Genomic DNA, 23000 nt, shown 5'->3' on the forward strand with positions numbered 1-23000 from the left:
GACGACCAATGACCGCGCGAATAGCACGGGTCAAGCTGACATTGGAGAAAAGCCGATGAAATGGACAATTGCCTATATCTCTGCCGCGATCTCGTTCGGGATACTCGATTTCCTGTGGCTCGGCTGGGCCGGAAAGAACTTCTACCGCCCGGCCATCGGTGAACTGCTCGCCCCTTCGTTCCGGGGCGGTCCGGCGCTGGTGTTCTATGCGATCTACATCGCCGGCATGGTCTGGTTCGCCGTTCGTCCCGGCCTGGCCGGCGGGTTGAACGCGGCGCTGCTCAACGGCGTGCTGCTGGGCGGGCTGGCCTATGCCACCTATGACCTCACCAACCAGGCGACGATGAAGGTCTGGCCGGTGCACATCACCATCGTCGACATCATCTGGGGCGCATTCGCCACGGCGGTTGCTTCGGTCGTCGCTACCTGGGTGACAACGCGTTTCACGGCCTAGCCATTCGCGCGCTCCGGGGCTATGGGCGCGCGCATGTCCGAAATCACGCCAGACGTTGTCGCCGCCCACGGGCTGTCCGAGGAAGAGTACGAGCGCGTCCTGCACGCGCTCGGCCGCGAGCCGAACCTTGTCGAGCTCGGCATCTTTTCGGTGATGTGGTCGGAGCACTGTTCCTACAAGTCGAGCCGCTTCCACCTCAAGAAGCTGCCGACCGAGGCACCCTGGGTGATCCAGGGCCCGGGCGAAAACGCCGGCGTGATCGACATCGGCGATGGCCAGGCCGCCATCTTCAAGATGGAGAGCCACAACCACCCCAGCTATATCGAGCCCTATCAGGGCGCGGCGACCGGCGTTGGCGGCATCCTGCGCGACGTGTTCACCATGGGCGCCCGGCCCGTGGCCAACATGAACGCGCTGCGCTTTGGCCGCCCTGACCACCCGAAGATGAAGCACCTCGTCCAGGGCGTGGTTGCGGGCATCGGAGGCTACGGCAACTGCGTGGGCGTGCCAACCGTTGGCGGCGAGACGAACTTCCACAAGGCCTATGACGGCAATATCCTGGTCAACGCGATGACCGTGGGCGTCGCCGAACAGGACAAGATCTTCTACTGCGCGGCGACCGGCCTGGGCAATCCGATCGTCTATGTCGGCTCGAAGACCGGACGCGACGGTATCCACGGCGCCACCATGGCCTCTGCCGATTTCGGCGAGGATATCGAGGAAAAGCGCCCCACCGTTCAGGTTGGCGATCCCTTTGTCGAAAAGCTGCTGATCGAGGCCTGCCTTGAACTGATGTCCACCGACGCCATCGTCGCGATCCAGGACATGGGCGCGGCCGGCCTCACCTCCAGCTCGGTCGAAATGGCCAGCAAGGGCGGCGCGGGCATCCGGCTCGACATGAACAAGGTGCCCTGCCGCGAAGAGGGCATGACGCCTTACGAAATGATGCTTTCGGAAAGCCAGGAGCGCATGCTCATGGTGCTGAAGCCCGGCAAGGAAGCCATGGCCGAGGCGATCTTCCGCAAGTGGGAACTCGACTTCGCGGTGATCGGCGAGGTTACCGACACCGGCCACATGGTGCTGGAATTCGATGGCGAAGTCGTTTGCGACATCCCGCTCGGCCCGCTGGCCGATGACGCGCCCGAATACGAGCGCCCCTACGCCTCGCCCGAGGAATACAAGGCCTGGGCCAAGGTTGCGCCGCTGGGCACCGTGCCGGAAAGCGCAGACCTGGGTGCAGACCTGCTCAAGCTCATGGCCAGCCCGGATCTCGCCTCGCGCAAGTGGATCTGGGAACAGTATGACAGCCAGGTGGGCGCGGACACGCTGCAGAAGAGCGGCGGCGATGCGGCGGTCGTGCGCGTGCACGGTTCACGGAAGGCGCTGGCAATCAGCACCGATTGCACCCCGCGCTATTGCTATGCCGACCCCTACGAAGGCGGGAAGCAGGCCGTGGCCGAAACCTATCGCAACATCAGCGCGGTTGGCGCAACGCCGCTGGCCATCACCAACTGCCTCAACTTCGCCAACCCGCAGCGCCCGGAAATCATGGCCCAGATCGTCGGATGCCTGAACGGCATGGGCGATGCCTGCCGCGCGCTCGACTATCCGATCGTCTCGGGCAACGTCAGCCTCTACAACGAGAGCAAGGCCACCGGCGGCGGCTCGGCAATCCTTCCCACGCCCGCGATCGGCGGCGTTGGCGTGATGGCCGACCATGAAAAGATGGCCCGCATCGCCTTCACCCGCGAAGGCGATGGTATCTGGTTGCTTGGCAGCGCCGGCAGCCACCTTGGCCAGTCGCTCTGGCTGCGTGAAATCCAAGGCCGCGAAGATGGCAATCCGCCGCCGGTCGACCTCGCCAGCGAACGCGCGCGCGGGGAAGCGGTGCGCGGCCTGATCGCCTCCGGCGTGGCTCGCGCAGTGCACGACGTTTCCGACGGCGGCCTGCTGGTTGCCCTCGCCGAAATGGCGCTGGCCGGCAATGTCGGCTGTTCGCTCTCGGTCGATCTCGATACGGCGGCGGCCTTCGGTGAGGACCAGGGCCGCTACATCATCGTCGCGCAGGCGGGGACCACTGTCGACGGCGCAGTGCAGATCGGCACGGTCGGCGGTGACAGCGTGGCAGGCGTTTCGCTCGCCGCCCTGCGCGATGCCAGCGAGAGCTTCTTCCGCGACTGGATGGAGGACTAGGCTGCCTCGGCCACGGGCGCGATGAGCCCGTAAGGGTCAAGGCCCATGCCGCGCCAGACGGTGTGGCACTGGTTGTAATGGCGCGCAGGCGTGATGTTCAGCCGCCGGCGGGCTTCCTCGATCGGCAGTGGCAGCAGGTCCTTGACCGACTGTTCGGCCAGTCGCGGGCAAGCCTTGCCCAGCTTCTGCCCTTCGCGGATCGCCCGGAACACCGGGGCCGCGCTCTTGATGCGGCTGCGGATTTCGAACCCGCCGGCATATCCCATGAACAGGTGCGCCGGTGCCGGCTGCTGGCTGTAGGTAAAGGCCAGGACGCACAGTTCGCCCAGCGCGTCGCGGCCATAGCCGGTCAGCACGTGCAGCAGGTCATGCGTGTCCCGGATCCGCTCGAAGTACCAGGAAAAGCGGTCATCGAACCGCGGCCGTTCGCCCCAGAAATTCTCGAACTCGTCGACCAGTCCCTGCGCGGTCAGTCCTTCGCGCTCCATGAAGTCGCAATAGACCTGCGCGAGCGAACCGGCGGGCATGCGGCGCAGCATGGCGTGATCGTCAAGCAGTTCGGGCAGGAAAGGTTCAGCCATGAACAGGCGCTGCCCGGCATCGCGGGTAAGGAAGCGCGTCGCGGCGCGTTCCATGCCCTTCCACGGCAGGGCTTCGAAAATGTGGAAGACCTGCGTGGTGTCTTCCTTGTTGCGGATAAGCTGGCGGAAGTGGCGCCACGCCTTGCCCCAATCGTAGCGCAGTTGCGGGCGACCGGGGATGAGCACAGGCGTGTCCGCGCGCGAGGCACTGGCGGCTTTAGTGAACTGGTTTTGGCTCGCGGGCATTTCCATGTCCCCCGAGATATATCAACTGACATTAATGTCAATAGTAGCCCACTTGCCCTTGCCGTTCACAAGCGGCAAATATCCGGCACAACACGCAATGTGTTGGATGGAGGGGGAATGCGATGCGGGCGCTGGTTCGGCTGCTAGGCACGTTAATAAGGCTGCTGCCGGGCACGTTCGTCGGAATCGGCGCGATCCTGATGGGGCTGAAGGTGGGCGAGACCCCAACCGAAGGCCTAAGGCTGGCATCGGTCTACACCGCGCGGGCAGCTTTCCCGCTGTTCATTATCGCCTTCACCGCAAGTTCGCTGGCACGCCTGTGGCCTGGACATTTCACCAAGCGGACACTCCAGGTGCGCCGCTGGTGGGGCCTGAACTTTGCCATGTGCCACACGCTGCACCTCGTGGCCTTCGTCGCCTATTTCAGGGCACTTGGCGAACCGGTGCCGCTGCTTGGGGCGCCGATATATGTCCTGATCTACGCCATGGCCCTGACTTCGACCAACCGGGCCCAGAAGGCCTGGGGTCAGAACTGGAAGCGGCTGCACAAGGCCGGTTCCTATGCCATCTGGGCGGCCTTCACCGTGGCCTATGGGAGCAAGGCCATTGCCGGACAAAGCCCGGCCATCTCCATACCCTTTGCGATGATCTGCCTCGCAGCGCTCGGCCTGCGGATCGCAGCGTGGCAGGACAAGGGGGCAAAGGCCGCCTTCGCCCGGGCCTGAAGCTCAGTCCCAGATCCATTCGTCGCGCGGAATGCCCAGCAGTTCGAGAACGCCGGTCAGGTCGCCGCGGTCGACCCAGCCATCTGCCGCCTCGCGCGCTTTGGGCTTGGCGGCATAGGCAATGCCGTAAGTCGCGGCTTCGAGCATGGGAATATCGTTGGCCCCGTCACCCGTGGCGAGCGTGACCACCCCTTCCCCGATCCGCGCCGCTTCATCGAGCAGCACCGCCTTCTTGACGCCGCTGTCGGTAATGCCGCCGACCAGCCCGCCGGTCAGCGCACCGCTGGCAACTTCGAGCCGGTTGGCGACGACCATCTCGAAACCCAGCTGCTCGGCCACGGGATCGGCAAACTGGTGGAAGCCACCGGTAACCAGCACCGTCCTGCAGCCCTTGGACTTCAGCGTTTCAACCAGCACGCGCGCGCCGGGCATGGGGGCGATGCGGGTGGCGAGACATTCGACAATCGCGCCCTCCGACAGGCCGCGCAGCAGGACGACGCGCTCGCGCAGCGCGCTCTCGAAATCGAGCTCGCCCTGCATGGCCCGCTCGGTAATCGCGGCAATCTGCGGCTTCAGCCCGGCAAAGTCCGCCAGCTCGTCGATGCACTCGGCCATGATCATCGTCGAATCCATGTCGCTGACGAACAGGCGCGGCACCTGTGGTTCATGGTCTGCGATCAGCAGGTCGCTGGGGGTGAACTGGGCATCCAGCACCTGGCGAACCACCGCTGGATCGCCATCGGCGAGGCTGAACTGGAGCACCGAACCGCAGAATTCGAGCATCGAGGCAGAAGCGACAGTGCAACCGCGCGCCTTCAGCTCGGCAATGGCCGTGTCGACATGTGCCGACATTTGTTCCGGTTCTGCTATCAGCCGGGCAATGAGCACCGAAGATTCTCCTGAATGGTCCGGCCAGCCGAGTCCGTCCCGGCCACCGCTGGCGCTCATTGCAGGGCCGACCGCCAGCGGCAAGAGCGATCTGGCGGTGCGCCTCGCGCTGGCGCTCGAAAAGCGGGGCCGGCAGGGCGTGGTCATCAACGCCGACAGCGCACAGGTCTATGCCGATCTAACCGTGCTGAGCGCGCGGCCCTCGCCCGACGAGATGGCCGGGATCGACCATCGGCTCTACGGCGCCTGGGACGGGGCCCAAAGCTGCTCGGCCGCAGACTGGGCGCAGGCGGCCAAGGCGGAAATCGCTGCGGTCCATAAGCAAGGCGCGGTGCCGATCCTCGTCGGCGGTACGGGCCTTTATATCCGCACCCTGCTGGATGGCATTGCCCCGGTACCCGAAATCGACCCAGCCATCCGCACCGATGTGCGCGCCCTGCCCGTCGCCATTGCCTACCAACAGCTGCAGGCAGAAGATCCCGAACGCGCGGCGCGGCTTGATGCCGCAGACACCACCCGGATTGCCCGCGCGCTTGAGGTCGTGCGATCAACCGGCAAGCCGCTCGCCTACTGGCAGCAACAGGTCTCGGGCGGGATCGGGGGCTCGGTTTCGCTGCATCCGGCGATCCTGCTGCCTAACCGGCAATGGCTTTACGAGCGCTGCGACACCCGCTTCGCCGCCATGCTGCAGCTCGGCGCAATCGACGAGGTGCGCGCCTTGCTGGCCCGCAACTTGCCGGCGGAAATGCCCGTGATGCGCGCCATCGGCGTGCCCGAAATCGCCGAATTCCTGCGCGGAGAGCTGTCGATCGACGAATGCCAAGCCCGCGGCGCACAGGCCACCCGCAACTACGTCAAGCGCCAGATGACCTGGCTGCGGCATCAACCTCCCGCTGACTGGCCGCGGATCGAGTCAGAAACGTTTAACGAGCAATTGATCTTCGCATCATTATTACGCGATTAGCGCTTGACACGTTATTTAGTGTCGCCTACCGCGCTGCACAACGGCTGCTTCGGCAGTCGCCTAGCGAGCTGGAGAGGTGGCCCGGCGCAGTGGACTGTGCCGGGTCAGTCTTTTATCAGGCTGCCCGATATTTTGAGGAGTGACTGACGTGAGCCAGGAGCGCAGCGGCGCAGACATACTGGTCGAAAGCCTGGTGCGGCAGGGGGTCGAATTCGTGTTCGGCTATCCCGGCGGGGCCGTGCTGCCGATCTATGACGCCCTGTTCAATGACGAACGCATCCGCCACATCCTCGTCCGGCACGAAGCGGGCGCGGCCCACGCGGCGGAAGGCTATGCCCGTTCCACCGGCAAGCCGGGCGTCGTGCTCGTCACCTCGGGCCCGGGCGCAACCAATGCCGTTACCGGCATCGCCGATGCGTTCCTCGATTCCATTCCGCTCGTCGTCATCACCGGACAGGTTCCCACCGGCCTGATCGGCTCCGATGCCTTCCAGGAGGCCGATACCATCGGCATCACCCGGCACTGCACCAAGCACAATTACCTGGTGAAGGACCCGGCCCAGCTGGCTGCCATCGTCGACGAGGCATTCCAGATCGCCACCACCGGCCGTCCCGGCCCCGTCGTGATCGACATTCCCAAGGACGTGCAGATCGCCTCTGCCGCGTTCCATGAAGGCGCGCCCCAGCGCAACAACCGCTATTCCCCGCAGCTTGAGGGTTCCGAAAGGGAAATCGCCCAGGCCATCGAACTGATCGCCAATGCCAAGGCCCCGGTGTTCTACACCGGCGGCGGCGTGATCAATTCCGGCCCCGAAGCGAGCGCCCTGCTGCGCGAATTCCAGCGGCTGACCGGCGCGCCCGTCACCTCCACGCTGATGGGGCTCGGCGCCTTCCCGGCTGGCCATCCCGACTGGCTGGGCATGCTGGGCATGCACGGCACCTATGAAGCGAACTGGGCGATGAACCAGGCAGACCTGATCGTTTGCCTTGGCGCCCGTTTCGATGACCGCGTGACGGGTCGTCTCGATGCCTTTGCGCCCAATTCGACCAAGATCCACATCGATATCGACCGCGCTTCAATCAACAAGACGGTCCATGTCGACCTGCCGATCATCGGCGATTGCGCCCACGTCCTGCAGCAGCTGATCGACGCTTGGGGCACGCGCAAGCCGCGCGACCTCGCGCCGTGGAAGGCCCGCATCGATGGCTGGCGCGAAAGGAAGAGCCTGGCCTATCCGCGCCGCGCCGATTCCATCGTGCCGCAGTATGCGATCGAACGCCTGTTCGAGCTGACGAAGGATCTCGACCCGATCATCTCGACCGAGGTCGGCCAGCACCAGATGTGGGCGGCGCAGTATTTCCACTTCTTCGGTCCGAACAAGTGGCTGACTTCCGGCGGTCTCGGCACCATGGGCTACGGCATGCCGGCGGCCATCGGCGCGCAGCTGGGCAATCCGGGCAAGCTGGTGATCGACATCGCTGGCGATGCCTCGATCCAGATGAACATCCAGGAAATGGGCACGGCCACGCAGTATCGCGCGCCGATCAAGGTCTTCGTGCTCAACAACCAGTGGATGGGCATGGTCCGCCAGTGGCAGGAACTGACCTATGAGAGCCGCTATTCGAACTCCTATTCGGACAGCCTGCCCGATTTCGTGAAGCTTGCCGAAGCTTATGGCTGGAAGGGCATCCGCATCGAGAGCGAGGCGGAACTGGATGCCGGCATCAAGGCGATGATCGAACACGATGGCCCGGTCTTCGTCGATTGCTGCGTGCACAACGAGGCGAACTGCTTCCCGATGATCCCAAGCGGCGCGGCGCATACCGACATGATCCTGTTCGGCGATACCGTCGCCGGGACCATGGACGATGAAGCCAAGGCGCTGGTGTAAGGGGCAGTCACGATGATGAAGATCAAGCACCAGGCAGAGGAACGCCACGTCCTGACCATCATGGTCGATAACGAGGCCGGCATCCTTGCCAAGATCGCCGGGCTGTTCACCGCCCGCGGCTATAACATCGACAGCCTGACCGTGGCCGACATCACCGAGAACCACGCGGTGAGCCGGATCACCATCGTCACGCACGGCCCGCCGGCGGTGATCGACCAGATCCACGCGCAGCTCGAACGCCTCGTGCCGGTGCACAAGGTGGTCGATCTTTCCGAGAACGGCCCCTACGTCGAACGCGAACTGGCGCTGATCAAGGTGGCCGGCACCGGCGAGAAGCGCGTCGAGGCGCTGCGCGTTGCCGACGTCTTCCGCGCCAAGGTGGTCGACACCTCGACCTCCAGCTTCATTTTCGAACTGACCGGCGCGCCGGACAAGATTGACAGCTTCGTCGCCATCATGCGCGAGCTTGGCCTCGTAGAGGTCGGCCGCACCGGCGTCGTGGGCATGACAAGAGGGCCGGAGGGGGCCTGAACCGAACAGCCGCGCGCCTGCGTGGTCCCGCCAGAGAATTTGCATAGGGAAGTGACATGAAGGTTTTTTACGACGCCGATTGCGACATCAACCTGATCACCGGCAAGAAGATCGCCGTGCTGGGCTATGGCTCGCAGGGCCACGCCCACGCGCAGAACCTGCGTGACAGCGGCGTGAAAGAAGTGGCCATCGCCCTGCGCGAAGGTTCGGCAACGGCCAAGAAGGCCGAAGGCGCCGGCTTCAAGGTGCTGTCCAACAAGGACGCCGCCGCATGGGCCGATATCCTCATGATCCTCGCACCTGACGAGCACCAGGCTGCGATCTATGCCGAAGATATCCACGCCAATCTCAAGCCGGGATCGGCCCTCGCCTTCGCCCACGGCCTGAACATCCACTTCGGCCTGATCGAACCGCGCGCCGATATCGACGTGATCATGATCGCGCCCAAGGGCCCCGGCCACACCGTGCGCAGCGAATACCAGCGCGGCGGCGGCGTGCCCTGCCTCGTCGCCGTCCATCAGGACAAGACCGGCAATGCCCACGACGTCGCCCTTGCCTATGCTTCGGGCGTCGGCGGTGGCCGCAGCGGCATCATCGAAACCAACTTCCGCGAGGAATGCGAAACCGACCTGTTCGGTGAGCAGGCCGTGCTCTGCGGCGGCACCACCGCCCTCGTCCAGGCTGGCTTCGAAACGCTGGTCGAAGCCGGTTACGCCCCGGAAATGGCCTATTTCGAGTGCCTCCACGAGCTCAAGCTGATCGTCGACCTGATGTACGAAGGCGGCATCGCCAACATGCGCTACTCGATCTCGAACACCGCCGAATACGGTGACATCAAGACCGGTCCGCGCATCATCACCGAAGAAACCAAGAAGGAAATGAAGCGCGTTCTGGCCGACATCCAGTCGGGCCGCTTCGTGAAGGACTTCGTGCTCGACAACCGCGCCGGACAGCCCGAACTGAAGGCCTCGCGCATCGCCGCGAAGCGCCACCAGATCGAGGAAACCGGTTCGAAGCTGCGCGCCATGATGCCGTGGATCGGTGCCAACGCGCTGGTCGACAAGTCGAAGAACTGATCGACCGCCACCGCGCCTGAATTGGCCCCCGTCACCGCTCAGGTGGCGGGGGCTTTTTCGTATCAGAAGGCGGCTGGCTGCTTGACGATATCGGCAAGCGTGTAGCGTGAAAGGGTATCGCGAAAGGCCCGCATGCCCTGCGCCAGCACTCCGGGCAGGCCGCAGCGCTGCTCAAGCCGGCAATCGCAGCAGTCTACCAGCGCGTTGCCCGGCTCCATCGCCGCGACAACCGCGCCGATATTGATCTGGTCCGGCGATCCGCGCAAAGAAATGCCCCCGCCCCGCCCGCGCACGGCATCGATGAAACCATGATGCGCCAGCTCGTTGGCAACCTTCATCAGGTGGCTTCGCGATATGGCCTGGGCATCGGCAATATCGGCGATGGACACGCGCTTGCCCGGCTCACCGGCGAGCTGGATCAGCAGCCTGAGTGCATAGTCAGTGTGGCGGGTCAGCTGCATATGGCCCCTCGTGAAAGCATCGGCCTCATTTCATCGCAAAGCCGCAGAGGATTTGATTCATATCAAATGCATCTTTTAGCCCTCCTCATAAGCGGAATTGTCAATTCCACTTTTGAACGAGGTCCCCCATGTATTGCGTGCAGTGCGAACAATCGAACAAGGGCGGGTGCGCCGTCAAGGTCGGCTCCTGCGGAAAGACCGCCGTTGTCGCCGACAAGCAGGACGTGCTGCTGCGCCTCATGATGGGCGTCTCGGTCTATGCTGACCGCGCTGCTGCAAAGGGTGCTCGCGATGCGGAGATCGATGCCTTCACGCCCCACGCATGGTTCACCACGCTGACCAACGTCAACTTCGACAGCACCCGCTTCACCGGCCTGATCGCCCGCGCGCTCGACATGCGCGCGAAGGCAAAGGCACTGGCCGAAAGCGCCGGAGCCGACCTCGACAACCTGCCCGAACCGGCCACCTGGACCCCGGGCCTCAGCGACACCGCACTGGCGGAAGCCGCCCCCTTTGCCGCCATCCAGCGCTTCATGGACCGGGACGGCCCGTCGATTGTCGGCCTGCGCAACCTGATCCTCTATGGCCTGAAGGGCACGGCCGCCTACAGCGAACACGCCCGCGTGCTGGGTGAAGAAGAAGCCGCAGTCAGCGCCGAATTCCACCGCATCTCGGCCTTCCTCGCCGCCGATCCGAGCGATGTCGATGCCCTGGTGGCGGAATCGCTGGCCGTGGGCGCGCTCAACTTCAAGGTCATGGCCATGCTCGATGCGGCCAATACCGGCCGTTTCGGTCACCCCGAGGTCACGCAGGTGCGCATGACGCCGCGCAAGGGCAAGGCGATCCTGGTTTCCGGCCATGACCTTGGCGATCTCCTCGCCGTTCTGGAGCAGACCGAGGGCAAGGGCGTCGACGTCTATACCCACGGCGAGATGCTGCCCGCCAACGCCTATCCCGGCCTGAAGAAGTTCGCCCACCTTGCCGGCAACTACGGCGGCGCATGGCAGGACCAGCAGCGCGATTTCGACGCCTTCCCCGGCGCCATCGTGATGACCTCCAACTGCCTGATCAACCCCGAGATCAAGGGCTATGCGGATCGCATCTTCACGGCCGGCCCGGTGGGCTGGAACGGCATTCCGCATATCGAGCACGAGAACTTTGCGCCGGTCATCGACTGCGCCCTTGCCCAGCCCGGCTTCCCGGCTGACGCCGACGAGATGACCATTCCCATCGGCTTTGCCCGCAACACCGTGATGGGCGTGGCCGATACGCTGCTTGGCATGATCGGCAAGGGAGAAGTGAAGAACCTGTTCCTGATCGGCGGCTGCGACGGTGCCCGCCCGGGTCGCAACTATTTCCACGACCTTGCGGTCGCCACGCCGAAGGACAGCCTTGTCCTGACGCTTGGCTGCGGCAAGTTCCGCTTCAACCGCGAGGACATGGGCGACATCAACGGCATCCCCCGCGTTCTCGATATCGGCCAGTGCAACGATGCCTATTCGGCGATCCAGATTGCCGTCGCGGTTGCCGATGCGCTGGGCGTCGGGGTGAACGACCTGCCGCTGCACTATGCCATCAGCTGGTTCGAGCAGAAGGCCACCGCCGTGCTGCTGACCATGCTGCACCTTGGCATCAAGCGCATCCACCTGGGGCCGACGCTGCCGCAGTTCCTTACCCCCGAGGTGCTCGGCGTGCTGGTCGAAAAGTTCGACATCCGTCCGACCGGCGATGCGCAAGAGGATCTCCAGCGGATGCTTGAAGCCGCCTGATCCCCGGCAAAGGCAAGACAATACCCGGCCGCGCCCTGTCTAAGGGGTGCGGCCGGTTTCGTTCCGATCGTCCGGATTTCCCCACAAAGCGTCCAGATTGCGGTTCCTTCGTGCACAGCCGGCGCCGGTTTCGATAATTGCCGCACCGCTCCGACGATGGCGGGGCAAAGTGGCGGGGTGGCGTTTGGCATTTGCCCGATGCGGCGTTAGCCTTCCCCAAAACAAGCCCGTGAGGCGAAGGGGAGAAGGAAACGATGGCCGCAGGAAGCTTCACGGTCGGCTGGCGGCAGGTTGCGGCCAGCGTGATCACCTTGGCGCTGACCGCGCTGATTACCGGATCCTACAGCATCCTGGCCGTGCCGCTGGGTGAGGAATTCCAGCCTTCGCGCATGGTGCTGATGCTGGCGATGACGCTGGTCTCCGCAGTCTCCGCCGTACTTTCGCCGATCATCGGCAAGTGGCTGGACCGGGCGGACCTGCGGATTGCCGCCGGACTGGGCGCTGCGCTTCTTGCCGCCGGCTATGTCGCGATCAGTTTCGCGCCAAGCTTCAATGTCGTCCTTGCCCTTTACGGACTGCTTATCGCTCCGGCGAGCACGCTGCTGGGCCCGCTCGCGGCAACGGTCCTCCTATCGCGCTGGTTCGTGAAGCGGCGCGGGACTGCGCTGGGCATCGCCATTGCGGGCATTGCCGGGGGCAACTTCCTGTTTCCGCCGCTCATCCAGGCCATGCTGGGCGAGCATGAATGGCGAACCGCGCTGCAACTGGTTGCCGTGATGGTGTTGGTCCTTGGCACGACGGCCGCGGCGCTGATCGTCAACCGCCCAGCCGAGCGCGGGCTCTATCCCGATGGCGCCGATGCCGAACCGGACAGTGCCGACGCCAACCCCAATGCCGCCCACATACCCACCCGCACCATCATCGGCGATCCCAGCTTCTGGCTGATCGGCATCGTCGTCGCTACTGTCACCGCGGGGCTCAAGGGCATGGTCACCAACCTCGGCTCGATGGCCAATGACGTGGGGATCGACCGGCAGGCCGGAGCGGCCCTGCTATCCATGTACGCGGTGAGCGGGTTCGTCTCCAAGCTTGCCTTTGCCACCTTCTCCGACCGCATCCGTCCGCACCTGACGATGATCGGCAGCCTGATCGGCTATGGTTGCGGCACCCTGGTCATGGCCTTTGCCGCCGATTCCTATGTCACGCTGGTAACCGGCGTCTGCCTGATGGGCTTTTTCGGCGGCATGATGATGCCGATGGAAAGCTACCTTGTCCCCCGCCTGTTCGGCCGCGAGGTTGCCGGGCGCGTGGGCGGCCTGCTGAACCTGCTGCTGCTCAGCTTCCTGCTCGTCTCGCCGCCGCTGTTCGGCTTCATCTTCGACAGGACCGGCAGCTATGCGGTGATCTTCATGGTGTTCACCGGGCTCGCCGTGGTTTCGATGGCTCTGGTCCGGTTTATCCGCACGGAGCCGCGGCGGCCATCGCTGGATGGTGCGGCGGCCAGCTAGGACCGCGTTTACAGACTTTGCGCTGGATCAAAGCGCCATCCCGCCACCCTCGCATATGACGTGTTTGAGAACGCTGTTCTCAAAGTGGGGAAGCGGCAACCCAAGCCTCCTTCCCCGCCACAGAACGATGCGAAAGGATGCAAGAAATGGAACAAATCCTAGCCCAGTTGCAGGCCGGGTATGAGTGGAAGCTCTCACTCATCACGGCAGTCGCGATTGTCGCCATCACCAAGCTGCTGCGGATCGTCGGCGTCATGCTCGTCCCGGCTTTCCGCGAAAGCGCACGGATCAACAAGGAAACCTTCCTCGAAAAGATGAAGCGTGCCTCCTACGCCGAAAACCAGGCGTGGAACCGCAAGTGGGGCCTGTTCTTCTGGGTCGTGATCTTCGCCGGGATCGTGCCCTTCACCCTGACCAGCGAACCGCACTCAATCCTGCGCATCGTCCGCGACTGCGTGGTGATCCTGCTGGTCTACGATTTCTTCTACTATCTGGTTCACCGCTTCCTGTTCCACGATTCCGGCTACTTCAAGGGACCGCTGATCTGGGTCCATGCCGTCCATCACCGCCAGCACAACCCCTGCCGCGCAGACTCAAGCTTTATCCACCCGCTCGAAGTGGCAGGCGGACTGGGGCTCTATGTCGGCACGATCTTCGGGCTTTCGTTCCTGCTGGGCGACTTTTCGATCCCCACGGTGGTCATCACCTGGATCGCCTTCTCGGAAATCAACCAGCACAACCATGACCTGTGGAAGGCCGACAAGTTCCCGTTCAAGTACCTGAACACCATGTCGGTGATGCACCACAACCACCACGCCCACTTCACCGGCGGCAACTTTGCCACGATCAGCCTGCTCTATGACTGGATGTTCGGCACGCTGGACTACGGCAAGGGCTATGGAAAGGTCGTGCACGGCCAGCGCAAGCAGGCCACTCCGGCTGAATAGGCCATCGCCGAGGGGATCAGCCCGCGCCGGTCAGCATCCGGCGCGGGCAATTCCGTTTGGCGGGCCCGGCACCGCGCCAATCGGCACTTTACAAGCCATGGCGCCTTCCCCATAGGCCATAGGCATGACAAAGCTTCTCGGACTTGACCTGCGACTTATCCGCCCTTGGGCGTGATCCGCCGTGTCGGCTCTCCCGGCGCGGCAAGCGCCCAAGGGATCGATCGCCGAATGCATCGCAACCAGAATTTTCCGAGTACTACCATGACCATGCTGAAAGACCCTTCGGGCAAGTACCGTCCCTTCCCCCAGATCAACCTGCCTGAACGGCAGTGGCCCTCGCGCACGATCACCAAGGCGCCGCGCTGGCTTTCGACCGATCTTCGCGACGGCAACCAGTCGCTGATCGATCCGATGGGCGCGGAAAAGAAGACCCGTTTCTTCGACTTGCTGCTCAAGGTCGGCCTCAAGGAGATCGAGGTCGGCTTTCCCGCCGCCGGTGCGACCGAATACGATTTCATCCGCGGGCTGGTCGATTCCGGGCGCATCCCGCAGGACGTCATGGTCCAGGTGCTCACCCAGTCGCGCGATGACCTGATCAGGACTTCGTTCGAAAGCCTTGCCGGGGTCCATGCGGCAATCGTCCACGTGTACAATGCCGTCTCGCCGCTGTGGCGGCAGGTGGTGTTCGGCATGGAACAGTCGGACATCCGCGCCATTGCGGAAAACGGGGCCAAGCAGCTGCGCGATCAGGCAGCACGCTTCCCGCAGACCGACTGGCACTTCGAATATTCGCCGGAAACCTTCTCCACCGCCGAACTCGATTTCTCGATCGAATGTTGCGAAGCGGTGATGAACATCCTGCAGCCCACGCCGGAAAAGCCCATCATCCTCAACCTGCCGGCGACGGTCGAGGCGGCAACGCCGAACATCTACGCCGACCAGATCGAATATTTCTGCCGCAACCTGCCAAACCGGGAATCGGCCGTCATCTCGCTGCACACTCACAACGATCGCGGCACGGGCGTGGCGGCGGCGGAACTGGGCCTGATGGCGGGCGCGGACCGCGTCGAAGGCTGCCTGTTCGGCAACGGCGAACGCACCGGCAACTGCTGCCTGGTGACGGTGGCGCTCAACATGTACACGCAGGGCGTCGATCCGCGGCTGGACTTCTCGGATATCGACGAGGTCATCCAGACGGTCGAATACTGCAACCAGCTCAAGGTGCCCGAGCGGCACCCCTATGGCGGCGAACTGGTCTTCACCGCGTTTTCGGGCAGCCACCAGGACGCGATCAAGAAGGGCTTTGCCGCGCAGGAAAAGCGCAACGACGCGCTTTGGGCCGTTCCCTACCTGCCGATCGACCCGGCAGACCTTGGCCGCAGCTACGAAGCCGTGATCCGCGTGAACTCGCAGTCCGGCAAGGGCGGCTTTGCCTGGGTGATCGAACAGGACCAGGGCCTGAAGATCCCCAAGCGCATGCAGGCCCATTTCAGCCGCCACGTGCAGGAACTGGCCGACGAACTGGGCCGCGAGCTCTATGCCGAAGATATCTGGCAGGTGTTCCGCAAGGTCTATCGCCTCGACGATCCGCAGCACTTCTCGCTGCTCGATTACGAGGAAACCAAGGCGGCTGATGGCTCGCGCATCTTCGCCGGCAAGATCGGCGTGGACGGGCAGGAACAGTCCGTCTCCGGGCGCGGCAACGGCCTGATCTCGTCAGTCTGCGCGACACTGGCAGACAGCTTTGGCCTGAAGCTGGAAGTCCGCGACTATTCCGAACACGCCATGGGTGCCGGTTCCGATGCGCGCGCGGCGGCCTACGTCGAATGCGCCGGGCCGGACGGTCAGGTGATCTGGGGCGTAGGCATCGATGAAGATATCGCCACGGCCAGCGTTCGTGCCGTTCTCAGCGCGGCAAATGCCCTGAAGTAAAAAGGGAATCCCCTCCCCCGCAAGGGAGGGGATATCCGATCAGGCGGGCTTCTTCGGAAGCCAGATTTCCGCCGTGCCGGTGCACATCTTCACACCGCGCTGGTTTTCCATCAGGTGCTTGACGTGGACCAGGTGGCGGCCTTCCGCATCCACCGACTTTTCGGTGACTTCGGCAGTCTGGATCGTAACGTCGCCCGTCAGCGCCGGGCCGCGATAGTTGGCGATCGAGTGGACGACCATGCCGTGCTCACCTGCCCAGCCGGTCAGGAAGTCGGTAACCCACGAACCCATCGAGGCGCCATAGCCATAGCCACGCGGCATCCCGATGCGGCGGGCGTACTTGGGGAACAGGTGCCCACGCGAAGGGCCGTAATAGGCACCGTCGGTGAGGAACGTGTTGTCGAGCATCATGTCCGGGTCGTTCTCGTACCCGGCCATCTCGCGCGTGAAGCCCAGAGCTTCGAGATCGTTCTTTCGGAAGCCGATCGCGCCCCAGGTGTTCATCAGGTAAGCGCGCCATTCGGTCGTGAAGCTGGCAATCGAGTGCGGGCCGAACACGCGTTCGGGCAGCTGGTCACCCACCTGCACATCGTCCCACCAGCGTTCCTTGTGCCCAAGGTCGCGGAGCATCTTCACCCAGGTATAGCGGCGGGCGTCGAAGGCATCCATTTCCTCGTCGGTCCACTCGGGATCGTCGAAGTCTTCCGGCTTCACGCCTTCGCCGCCAGCCTTGGCGCTGTAGCGGATCGAGGTGGATCGCTGCTTGGCAATCTGCTCGCCGTGCTGGTTGACGTAGTTGTTGTCACCGCGCTGGAAGCAGGTCGGCCCGAAGCCGGTTTCCTTGACGACATAGTCGAAAGGAATGCGCTTGTTCTCGATCATGTCGCCCGGCTGGATGCGCGGGCCGTAGAACCACCACTCGTCGCCGCCGAACAGCAGGTGCGATTCGGGAATCCGGCCGACGCAGGCGGGGCCGGCGCCATGGCCATCGTCGGTGGCAATCGCGAAGCTCTGCGGCGCGACCAGCTTGCCCCAGCGGCTCTCTGCAATGAACTTCGGGTCGAAGTGCAGGAGGTTGGGGTAATGCATCGCATGGACCCAGCGGCGGATATCGTTCCCGGCGATGGGTTCGCGCAGGAAGGACTGGTCCATCGGCTTGCCGAGGTAGTTGTCGATATCCGAGCAGTCAAAAGTGGTCATTTCTTCTTTCCTTGTCAGGCCGGCCGTGCCGGCAGCTCGACTTCGGTCTTGGCAGTGGCCAGGACCGAGCCCACCTGGTTGGCCATGCGGATGTCCATCGCAACCATGTGGCGGCCTTCCTCATCGACGTACTTGTCGGTGATCTTGCCGGTCTGGATGGTGATGTCACCCGTCAGCGCCGGGCTGCGATAGCTGCAGTTGGAATGGCGCACCATGCCCCACTCGCCCGCCCAGCCCGAGGCATAGTCGGTAAGCCAGGCGCCCATCGAAGCACCATAGCCATAACCGCGCGGCATGCCGATGTAACGCGCCCAGCGCGGGAACAGGTGGCCGCGGCTCGGTCCGATATAGGCGCCGTCGGTCTGCTCCGGATTGATCCGCTCAAGCGTCGGATCCTGTTCCTTGCCGGCCATCGGTCCGACGAAGCCGAGCGCTTCGATATCGAGGTCGGTGCGGCGGTGCGTGGTGCCCCAGCCGGTGAACAGGTACGAGCGCCATTCGGTGGTGAAGCTGACGATCGAGTGCGGACCGAACACGCGTTCAGGCAGCTCGTCGCCCACATTGACCGTGTCCCAGTAGCGGGCGCTGTGGCCCAGGTCGTGGAGCATCTTGATCCAGGTGAACTTGCGATCTTCCAGCGCTTCCAGCTCGTCGTCGGTCCACACCGGATCGTCGTGCCCCTCGGTGCTGCCAGACTGGCTCGCCTCGCCAGCCGACTGCAGGTAGCGGATCGAGGTGGAGCGCTGCTTGGCGACGAGATCGCCCTCGCCGTTGTAGTAGAAGTTGTCACCCCGCTGGAAGCAGGTCGGCCCGAAGGACGAGGTATCCTTGACCTTGTAATCGAAGGGGATGCGCTCGTTGAACACGCGATCGCCGCCCTTGAGAACCGGCCCGTAGAACCACCATTCGTCACCACCGAACAGCATGTGCGAATTGGGGATCATGCCGATGCACGAAGGTGCCGAGCCGTGCGCACAGTCCATCACCACCGGGAAGCTCTGCGGCGCAATCAGCTGGCCGTGGCGGCTCTGCGCGGCATACATCTGATCGTAATGCAGAAGGTTGGGATAGTGCATCGCCTGCACCCAGCGCCGGATATCGTTGTTGGCGATGGGTTCAACCATGCGCGCGGGCTGCATCGGCTTGCCGATGTAATTGTCGAGGTCGGAGCAATCGAGGGTGGGCGTGCTCATCTTTGCAGTCTCCCAATAAACTTTCCCCGGTGCCATCGGCCATGGCGCGGGCAAAGGCAACTTTGATCGGGTAACTGACCGGGTGTTCAGCGCAAAAGCGCTGTCGCGATCCACCCCATGGCATCGACATTTCGGGAAAGTTGCGGCAATCGGCATGGCATGACTCTGCCCGCACCGTTCGATCGCCTTCGCCTGCCCGTGATCGGGTCTCCGATGTTCATCGTTTCCGGCCCGGAACTGGTCATCGCACAATGCAAGGCCGGGATCGTCGGCACATTCCCGGCGCTCAATGCCCGCCCGGCAGCGCAGCTTGACGAATGGCTCCACCAGATCACCGAGGAACTGATGGCGCACAATCGCGACAACCCGGATCGCCCCGCAGCGCCCTTCGGCGTCAACCAGATCGTCCATCGCACCAATGACCGCCTGGAGGCTGACATGGCCACCTGCGCCAAGTGGGCCGTGCCGCTGGTGATCACCTCGCTCGGCGCGGTGGAGGACGTCAATCGCGCGGTGCACGGCTGGGGCGGGATCGTGCTGCACGACGTGATCGACGATGCCTTCGCCCGCAAGGCGATCGACAAGGGCGCCGATGGCCTGATCCCGGTCGCCACGGGAGCAGGCGGCCACGCCGGCACGCTTTCGCCATTCGCGCTGATGCAGGAAATCCGCAGCTGGTTCGGCGGGCTGGTTGCCCTGTCAGGCGCGATCGCCTGCGGGCGCTCCATCCTCGCCGCCCAGGCGCTCGGCGCAGACTTTGCCTATATCGGCAGCCCGTGGATCGCCACGAAGGAAGCCAATGCGATTGACGCCTACAAGCAGGCCATCGTCGACGGGCGGGCGTCCGACATCGTCTACACCAACCTGTTCACCGGGGTTCACGGCAATTACCTGAAGCCCTCGATCCTCGCCGCGGGGCTCGATCCCGACAACCTGCCCGAAAGCGATCCCAGCAAGATGAACTTCGGCTCCGGCGGCAATTCCGCGGCCAAGGCGTGGAAGGACATCTGGGGCTGCGGACAGGGCATCGGCGCGGTGCAGGCGGTTGAATCGGTTGCCGAGCGGGTGGAAAGGCTGTCAGCCGAATATGCCGCCGCGCGCTCCGAACTTGCCGAAAGGTCTTCTTCCTTCGCGGCCTGAGGCTGCGAAAGGTCGTTCCACAGCAGGTCTGCCATCGCATCCAGTTCGGCGAAGTCCGGCGTGTGCAGGGCCGGGTCTGCGCGGTTCAGCGTCAAGGGCCGGTTCAAGGGCTGCAACAGGCGCTTGCGGAGCGCGGATTGCAGCAGGCCAAGCCGGAACAGCGCTTCATGCCCGGCGGCATCGGGATCGCGAGCGCGGCACCGCGACCATTTCTCCTCGATCCGGCCAACCCGTTCAAGCACCAGGGCATTGTACTGGCGGTGCGGGCCACGGTGCAGCGGCAGGCCCATCAAAACCGCCGTGCGTTCGATGGCGGGAAGCAGCAGGCCGTTGCGGCGGAAATCGTCGAAGCCGGTGTTCGCCCGGCCGATCTTCTCGAAGAAGCCGGCAAAGCAACGCCTGGCCAGCAGTTCCGATGGCTGCAGGTGGTGACGCTGCAAGCCGGCGTCATAGCCCGGCTTTCCCGGCCGGTTGACCGAACGGAACGGCAGGGGCGGCCGAACGGCGCGACGGCGGTCCGGCAAGCCTGCGATGCCGGCAGGTGATTCGCTCTGGCTGACGCGGCGCGCGGGTATTTCTGCTTTGCTGCCGCCCTGTCTCAGGCTCGCCGCCACAGGCGCAGCAAGCCTTCATCGGCGGATCGATCGACAATCACCGGGCGCCCCATGGCATCGCGCAGATCATCGATGCCCTTCGCGCCATGCAGCACGGCCATGTGCATGGCCCGCGCCGCAAGCTTGGCCACATCCTGCACCGTTTCCCGCGGCAAGGGTTCGACGGCGATTTCGAAGCCGGTGAACAGGGCGAGCCCCTCGCTCTCCAGCCCGCCGCTATCCAGGCGGTTCAGGCCAGTAAGGCCAAGTGCCGGGAAAGCACCGCCCACGAGCCAGCCCCGCACCGCGCTCATGAAATAGGCAGGGGCCATCTGGCTGCGCGCAGGTTCCCAGCCCACGGCCTTCAGCCCCGGCAAGCGCGCCAGTTCGGCCCCCAGCCCAGCCAGCACGCGAAGCACCGGCAGCATGGTCGACGCCCCGGAAAGGTGCGGCCCCGGCGTCAGTCGCAGTGCCTCGGTTCCGCTGGCATCGGCCCGGGCATCGAGGCCGAACAGGTGGTAGGGCTCGGCCACCGAAGCCTGACCAAGCGGCGTCAGGCCGCTGAGATCGAAGGTCAGCCCCATGGCCAGCAGCTCCAGCCAGCCCTCGTCCGGCTCGGGCATGTAGCTTACGGAAAATGCAGTGCTCTCGGCTGGTCTGGCAGCCAGGCGCAGGATGGCATCCACGCCCGGACGCATTCCTGGCGCGAAGTGGAGCGTAAGCGCCGGGGCATGCAAGCTACGTCTGTCCGTCACTGTTGTGGCAAATAAGATTGCCCTCCCTGCCTCGCGAGCGAGAATTGCTGTCTTTTCCAATCGCGTCGAGCCCCCGCAAAGCAGATATGCCCGGAATGGGCACATCTTCAGAAGATGCCGAGCCTGATCCCTTCAGCCATAGCCTTGCCCATGTCCCGGCAGCGTTCAAGCTCCGATGCCGGGACCTTTTTTAGGGCCATTATCGATTCGGGGGTCTGGGCGCCAAGGTTGACGATCAGCGATTCCGAGACCCGACGCAACCGCCAACCCTTTGCAATCGTGTCAATCTGGGCCTCGGCACCCCGCCCGGCCGATCCGGCCGCGATGGCGGTGGCATAGGCACGGCCTTCGATCCTGCCGAGTAAAGGATAGTAACTTCGATCGAACATCTCCTTCATCTCGCCCGACATCGAACCGAGGTTCTCCGGGCAGACGAAAAGGTAACCGCCACTGTCCAGCAGGTCTTGCACACTGGCCTGCGAGGCACGCAGCAGCAGCGCATCCTCGCCCGCGCCCTCATGCGCGGCGCGGGCCATCGCTTCTGCGGCTCCGGTGCGGCTGTGCCAGATGATCGCCAGACGTGACCGCACCGGAATCACACGCCGATCAGCAGCCCGGACGGCCGCCGAGCACGCCGCCCATGATGCCGCCAAGCCCGCCGCGTGGGCGGCATTCCGGCCGCTGCTGCGGCTGGGTCTGGCCGCTGCTCATGTCACCCATCCCGCCGGGCATGCCAGGCATGTCCATCCAGCTGGTGGTGGAGCGGTGGCGGATGCGGGCCGTCCACTGCAGGTTCCATGCCGCCTTGGGATCGGCCGGTCGCGGCGGATAGGAGAAGCTTTCTTCCGGACCATAGCCGGTGAGCGTGCCCATGCGGAACTCGGTTGCATTGCGCACCTCTGCCGGAACAATGCAGCTGGTAGCCGAAGGCGGCAACAGCGTCTTGTTCGCCACAAGCGGGCTTACCTGGGCAGGCGAAAGCCAGTCTTCGAAGCCGCCGCCGAACTGGCGCGTGGCGCTGCTGGACCACATGACCATATCGCCCATTTCGCCGTTCGGGCCGCTCTTGCCGCCAAACAGGTAGGCGTAGAAACCCGTCGCATCGGGCAGCGCGTTCCAGCGCAGCATGGACGCGCCGGAAGGCAGGGTGCTTGTCCGCACGTTCAGCCCAGCCATGAAATCCTTCGTCAGGTTGAACGCCATCTCCGGCGAATAGTTGCCCGCGACCCGGTGTGCACCGATCAGCGAGGCATCGGCCTTGATCGCCTTGTTGCCGCCCATCGCATCGTCATTGGGCCAGCGGCCGAAGGTCTTGCTGTTGGACAGCATCGGGCCCCAATCGCGCACGATCGTGCCTGACCACATGCCGGGCGGAACCTGTCCGGAAGAAATCTTGGCAAGGTCGATGATAACCGGCTGCCCCTTGGGCGCGTGCTCGGCGCAGCCCCAGTAGATCAGGATTCGCCCGCGCGGCTTTTCATTGCCCATCTGCGGCAATTCGTCGCGCGGTTCCTTCTCGCTTTGCGGGGTGAGCAAGGGCACCGATTTGCCCAGCTTGGCCACGGGCGGCATGAAATGGTCCGCCTTGGGACCGCCCTTTGCCGGTGGCTGCGAGGAACCGAGACGCAGGTAAAGCTCATGCTGCGGACCGCCACCGCCTCCACCGCCGAACATCATGCCCATCGCGGAGCCCGCGCCGCGCCCCATGGCGCCCGCGCCGGTAACCGTTCCCGCGCGCATGTCATACCGGGCGACAGGGCCGCTGGCGGGCTTGCTCTGCGCAAGGAGCGGCAGGGCACCGGCAAAGGCGGTACATCCAGCCAGAAGCGTGATCAGGAGGGGCTTTCTCGAAACGAACATTACTGTGTCCTTTCATGCGGCGGGCCCATGGATAGTGAATACCCCCCCGCAAATATTGTCAAATATCGACAGCGCAGGCCGCCCGCCCCTTTC

General features: G+C 64.2%; 20 protein-coding genes and 1 pseudogene. 12 read left to right on the plus strand and 9 right to left on the minus strand.

Features of this window, described 5'->3' with window-relative positions; genetic code table 11:
* Nucleotides 1-55 precede the first annotated feature (55 nt).
* Nucleotides 56-454 (plus strand): DUF2177 family protein, encoded by a 399-nt coding sequence (locus C0V78_RS03115; RefSeq protein WP_101796395.1) that lies wholly within the window; start codon nucleotides 56-58, stop codon nucleotides 452-454.
* A gap of 33 nt (nucleotides 455-487) precedes the next feature.
* The gene (gene purL, locus C0V78_RS03120; protein WP_101798162.1) at nucleotides 488-2647 is read left to right on the plus strand and encodes a phosphoribosylformylglycinamidine synthase subunit PurL; all 2160 of its coding nucleotides are present in this window, start codon (nucleotides 488-490) and stop codon (nucleotides 2645-2647) included.
* Here purL and C0V78_RS03125 read toward each other — a convergent pair.
* Nucleotides 2644-3480 (minus strand): Coq4 family protein, encoded by an 837-nt coding sequence (locus tag C0V78_RS03125; protein ID WP_254049799.1) that lies wholly within the window; start codon nucleotides 3478-3480, stop codon nucleotides 2644-2646. The two genes, purL and C0V78_RS03125, sit on opposite strands and share 4 nt — an antisense overlap.
* A gap of 116 nt (nucleotides 3481-3596) precedes the next feature.
* On the opposite strand from C0V78_RS03125, the gene C0V78_RS03130 reads away from it, so the two are divergent.
* Nucleotides 3597-4199, plus strand: a complete 603-nt coding sequence (locus C0V78_RS03130) for a hypothetical protein (RefSeq protein ID WP_101796396.1) — start codon at nucleotides 3597-3599, stop codon at nucleotides 4197-4199.
* Between the two features lie 3 nt (nucleotides 4200-4202).
* On the opposite strand, the gene serB is transcribed toward C0V78_RS03130, so the two are convergent.
* A complete protein-coding gene (serB, locus tag C0V78_RS03135) occupies nucleotides 4203-5051 on the minus strand; it encodes a phosphoserine phosphatase SerB (RefSeq protein WP_173843326.1) in 849 nt (282 codons plus the stop codon).
* Nucleotides 5052-5079: 28 nt separating this feature from the next.
* Between serB and miaA the strand changes: the two genes are divergently transcribed.
* From miaA to ilvC, 4 genes are all read left to right on the plus strand, one after another.
* Nucleotides 5080-6051, plus strand: a complete 972-nt coding sequence (gene miaA, locus C0V78_RS03140; protein WP_101798165.1) for a tRNA (adenosine(37)-N6)-dimethylallyltransferase MiaA — start codon at nucleotides 5080-5082, stop codon at nucleotides 6049-6051.
* A 148-nt stretch (nucleotides 6052-6199) separates the two neighbouring features.
* A complete protein-coding gene (ilvB, locus tag C0V78_RS03145) occupies nucleotides 6200-7942 on the plus strand; it encodes a biosynthetic-type acetolactate synthase large subunit (RefSeq protein WP_101796397.1) in 1743 nt (580 codons plus the stop codon).
* A 15-nt stretch (nucleotides 7943-7957) separates the two neighbouring features.
* Nucleotides 7958-8473: an acetolactate synthase small subunit gene (ilvN, locus tag C0V78_RS03150; RefSeq protein ID WP_101798166.1), complete on the plus strand. Its 516-nt coding sequence runs from the start codon at nucleotides 7958-7960 to the stop codon at nucleotides 8471-8473.
* 56 nt (nucleotides 8474-8529) lie between these two features.
* Entirely contained in the window at nucleotides 8530-9549 is a 1020-nt protein-coding gene (gene ilvC, locus C0V78_RS03155; protein WP_101796398.1) for a ketol-acid reductoisomerase, read from the plus strand.
* 62 nt (nucleotides 9550-9611) lie between these two features.
* Here the strand turns inward: ilvC and C0V78_RS03160 are convergent, their stop codons facing one another.
* Nucleotides 9612-10010, minus strand: coding sequence for an Rrf2 family transcriptional regulator (locus tag C0V78_RS03160; RefSeq protein ID WP_101796399.1), 399 nt, complete (start codon nucleotides 10008-10010; stop codon nucleotides 9612-9614).
* A 128-nt stretch (nucleotides 10011-10138) separates the two neighbouring features.
* Between C0V78_RS03160 and hcp the strand changes: the two genes are divergently transcribed.
* The 4 genes from hcp (at nucleotide 10139) to leuA (ending at nucleotide 16166) form a co-directional block, all read left to right on the plus strand.
* Nucleotides 10139-11779, plus strand: a complete 1641-nt coding sequence (gene hcp, locus C0V78_RS03165) for a hydroxylamine reductase (RefSeq protein WP_101796400.1) — start codon at nucleotides 10139-10141, stop codon at nucleotides 11777-11779.
* A gap of 254 nt (nucleotides 11780-12033) precedes the next feature.
* Complete coding sequence (locus C0V78_RS03170; RefSeq protein ID WP_101796401.1) at nucleotides 12034-13287, plus strand: MFS transporter; 1254 nt, start codon at nucleotides 12034-12036, stop codon at nucleotides 13285-13287.
* Nucleotides 13288-13433: 146 nt separating this feature from the next.
* Nucleotides 13434-14234 (plus strand): sterol desaturase family protein, encoded by an 801-nt coding sequence (locus C0V78_RS03175; RefSeq protein WP_101796402.1) that lies wholly within the window; start codon nucleotides 13434-13436, stop codon nucleotides 14232-14234.
* Between the two features lie 261 nt (nucleotides 14235-14495).
* Complete coding sequence (gene leuA / locus C0V78_RS03180) at nucleotides 14496-16166, plus strand: 2-isopropylmalate synthase (protein WP_101796403.1); 1671 nt, start codon at nucleotides 14496-14498, stop codon at nucleotides 16164-16166.
* Between the two features lie 39 nt (nucleotides 16167-16205).
* Here leuA and C0V78_RS03185 read toward each other — a convergent pair whose 3' ends face one another.
* Nucleotides 16206-17366, minus strand: a complete 1161-nt coding sequence (locus C0V78_RS03185; RefSeq protein WP_101796404.1) for a MaoC family dehydratase N-terminal domain-containing protein — start codon at nucleotides 17364-17366, stop codon at nucleotides 16206-16208.
* Nucleotides 17367-17380: 14 nt separating this feature from the next.
* Nucleotides 17381-18559, minus strand: coding sequence for a MaoC family dehydratase N-terminal domain-containing protein (locus tag C0V78_RS03190; protein WP_101796405.1), 1179 nt, complete (start codon nucleotides 18557-18559; stop codon nucleotides 17381-17383).
* A gap of 159 nt (nucleotides 18560-18718) precedes the next feature.
* Between C0V78_RS03190 and C0V78_RS03195 the strand changes: the two genes are divergently transcribed.
* A complete protein-coding gene (locus C0V78_RS03195; RefSeq protein ID WP_101796406.1) occupies nucleotides 18719-19699 on the plus strand; it encodes a nitronate monooxygenase family protein in 981 nt (326 codons plus the stop codon).
* Between the two features lie 251 nt (nucleotides 19700-19950).
* Here C0V78_RS03195 and C0V78_RS15105 read toward each other — a convergent pair.
* The 4 genes and pseudogenes from C0V78_RS15105 to C0V78_RS03215 all read right to left on the minus strand — a co-directional run.
* Nucleotides 19951-20313, minus strand: a pseudogene (locus C0V78_RS15105) (AHH domain-containing protein); the annotation flags it as partial.
* On the minus strand, nucleotides 20298-20990 hold the full coding sequence (locus C0V78_RS03205) for a hypothetical protein (protein ID WP_101796407.1): 693 nt from the start codon (nucleotides 20988-20990) through the stop codon (nucleotides 20298-20300). The pseudogene C0V78_RS15105 and the gene C0V78_RS03205, both read right to left, overlap by 16 nt.
* A 164-nt stretch (nucleotides 20991-21154) precedes the next feature.
* Nucleotides 21155-21583 carry a flavodoxin family protein gene (locus C0V78_RS03210; RefSeq protein WP_101798167.1) on the minus strand — a complete coding sequence of 143 codons (429 nt, stop codon included), beginning with the start codon at nucleotides 21581-21583 and terminating at the stop codon, nucleotides 21155-21157.
* A gap of 70 nt (nucleotides 21584-21653) precedes the next feature.
* Entirely contained in the window at nucleotides 21654-22907 is a 1254-nt protein-coding gene (locus C0V78_RS03215; protein ID WP_254049800.1) for a hypothetical protein, read from the minus strand.
* Nucleotides 22908-23000 lie beyond the last annotated feature (93 nt).

Source organism: Novosphingobium sp. TH158 (assembly GCF_002855555.1).
Classification (GTDB): domain Bacteria; phylum Pseudomonadota; class Alphaproteobacteria; order Sphingomonadales; family Sphingomonadaceae; genus Novosphingobium.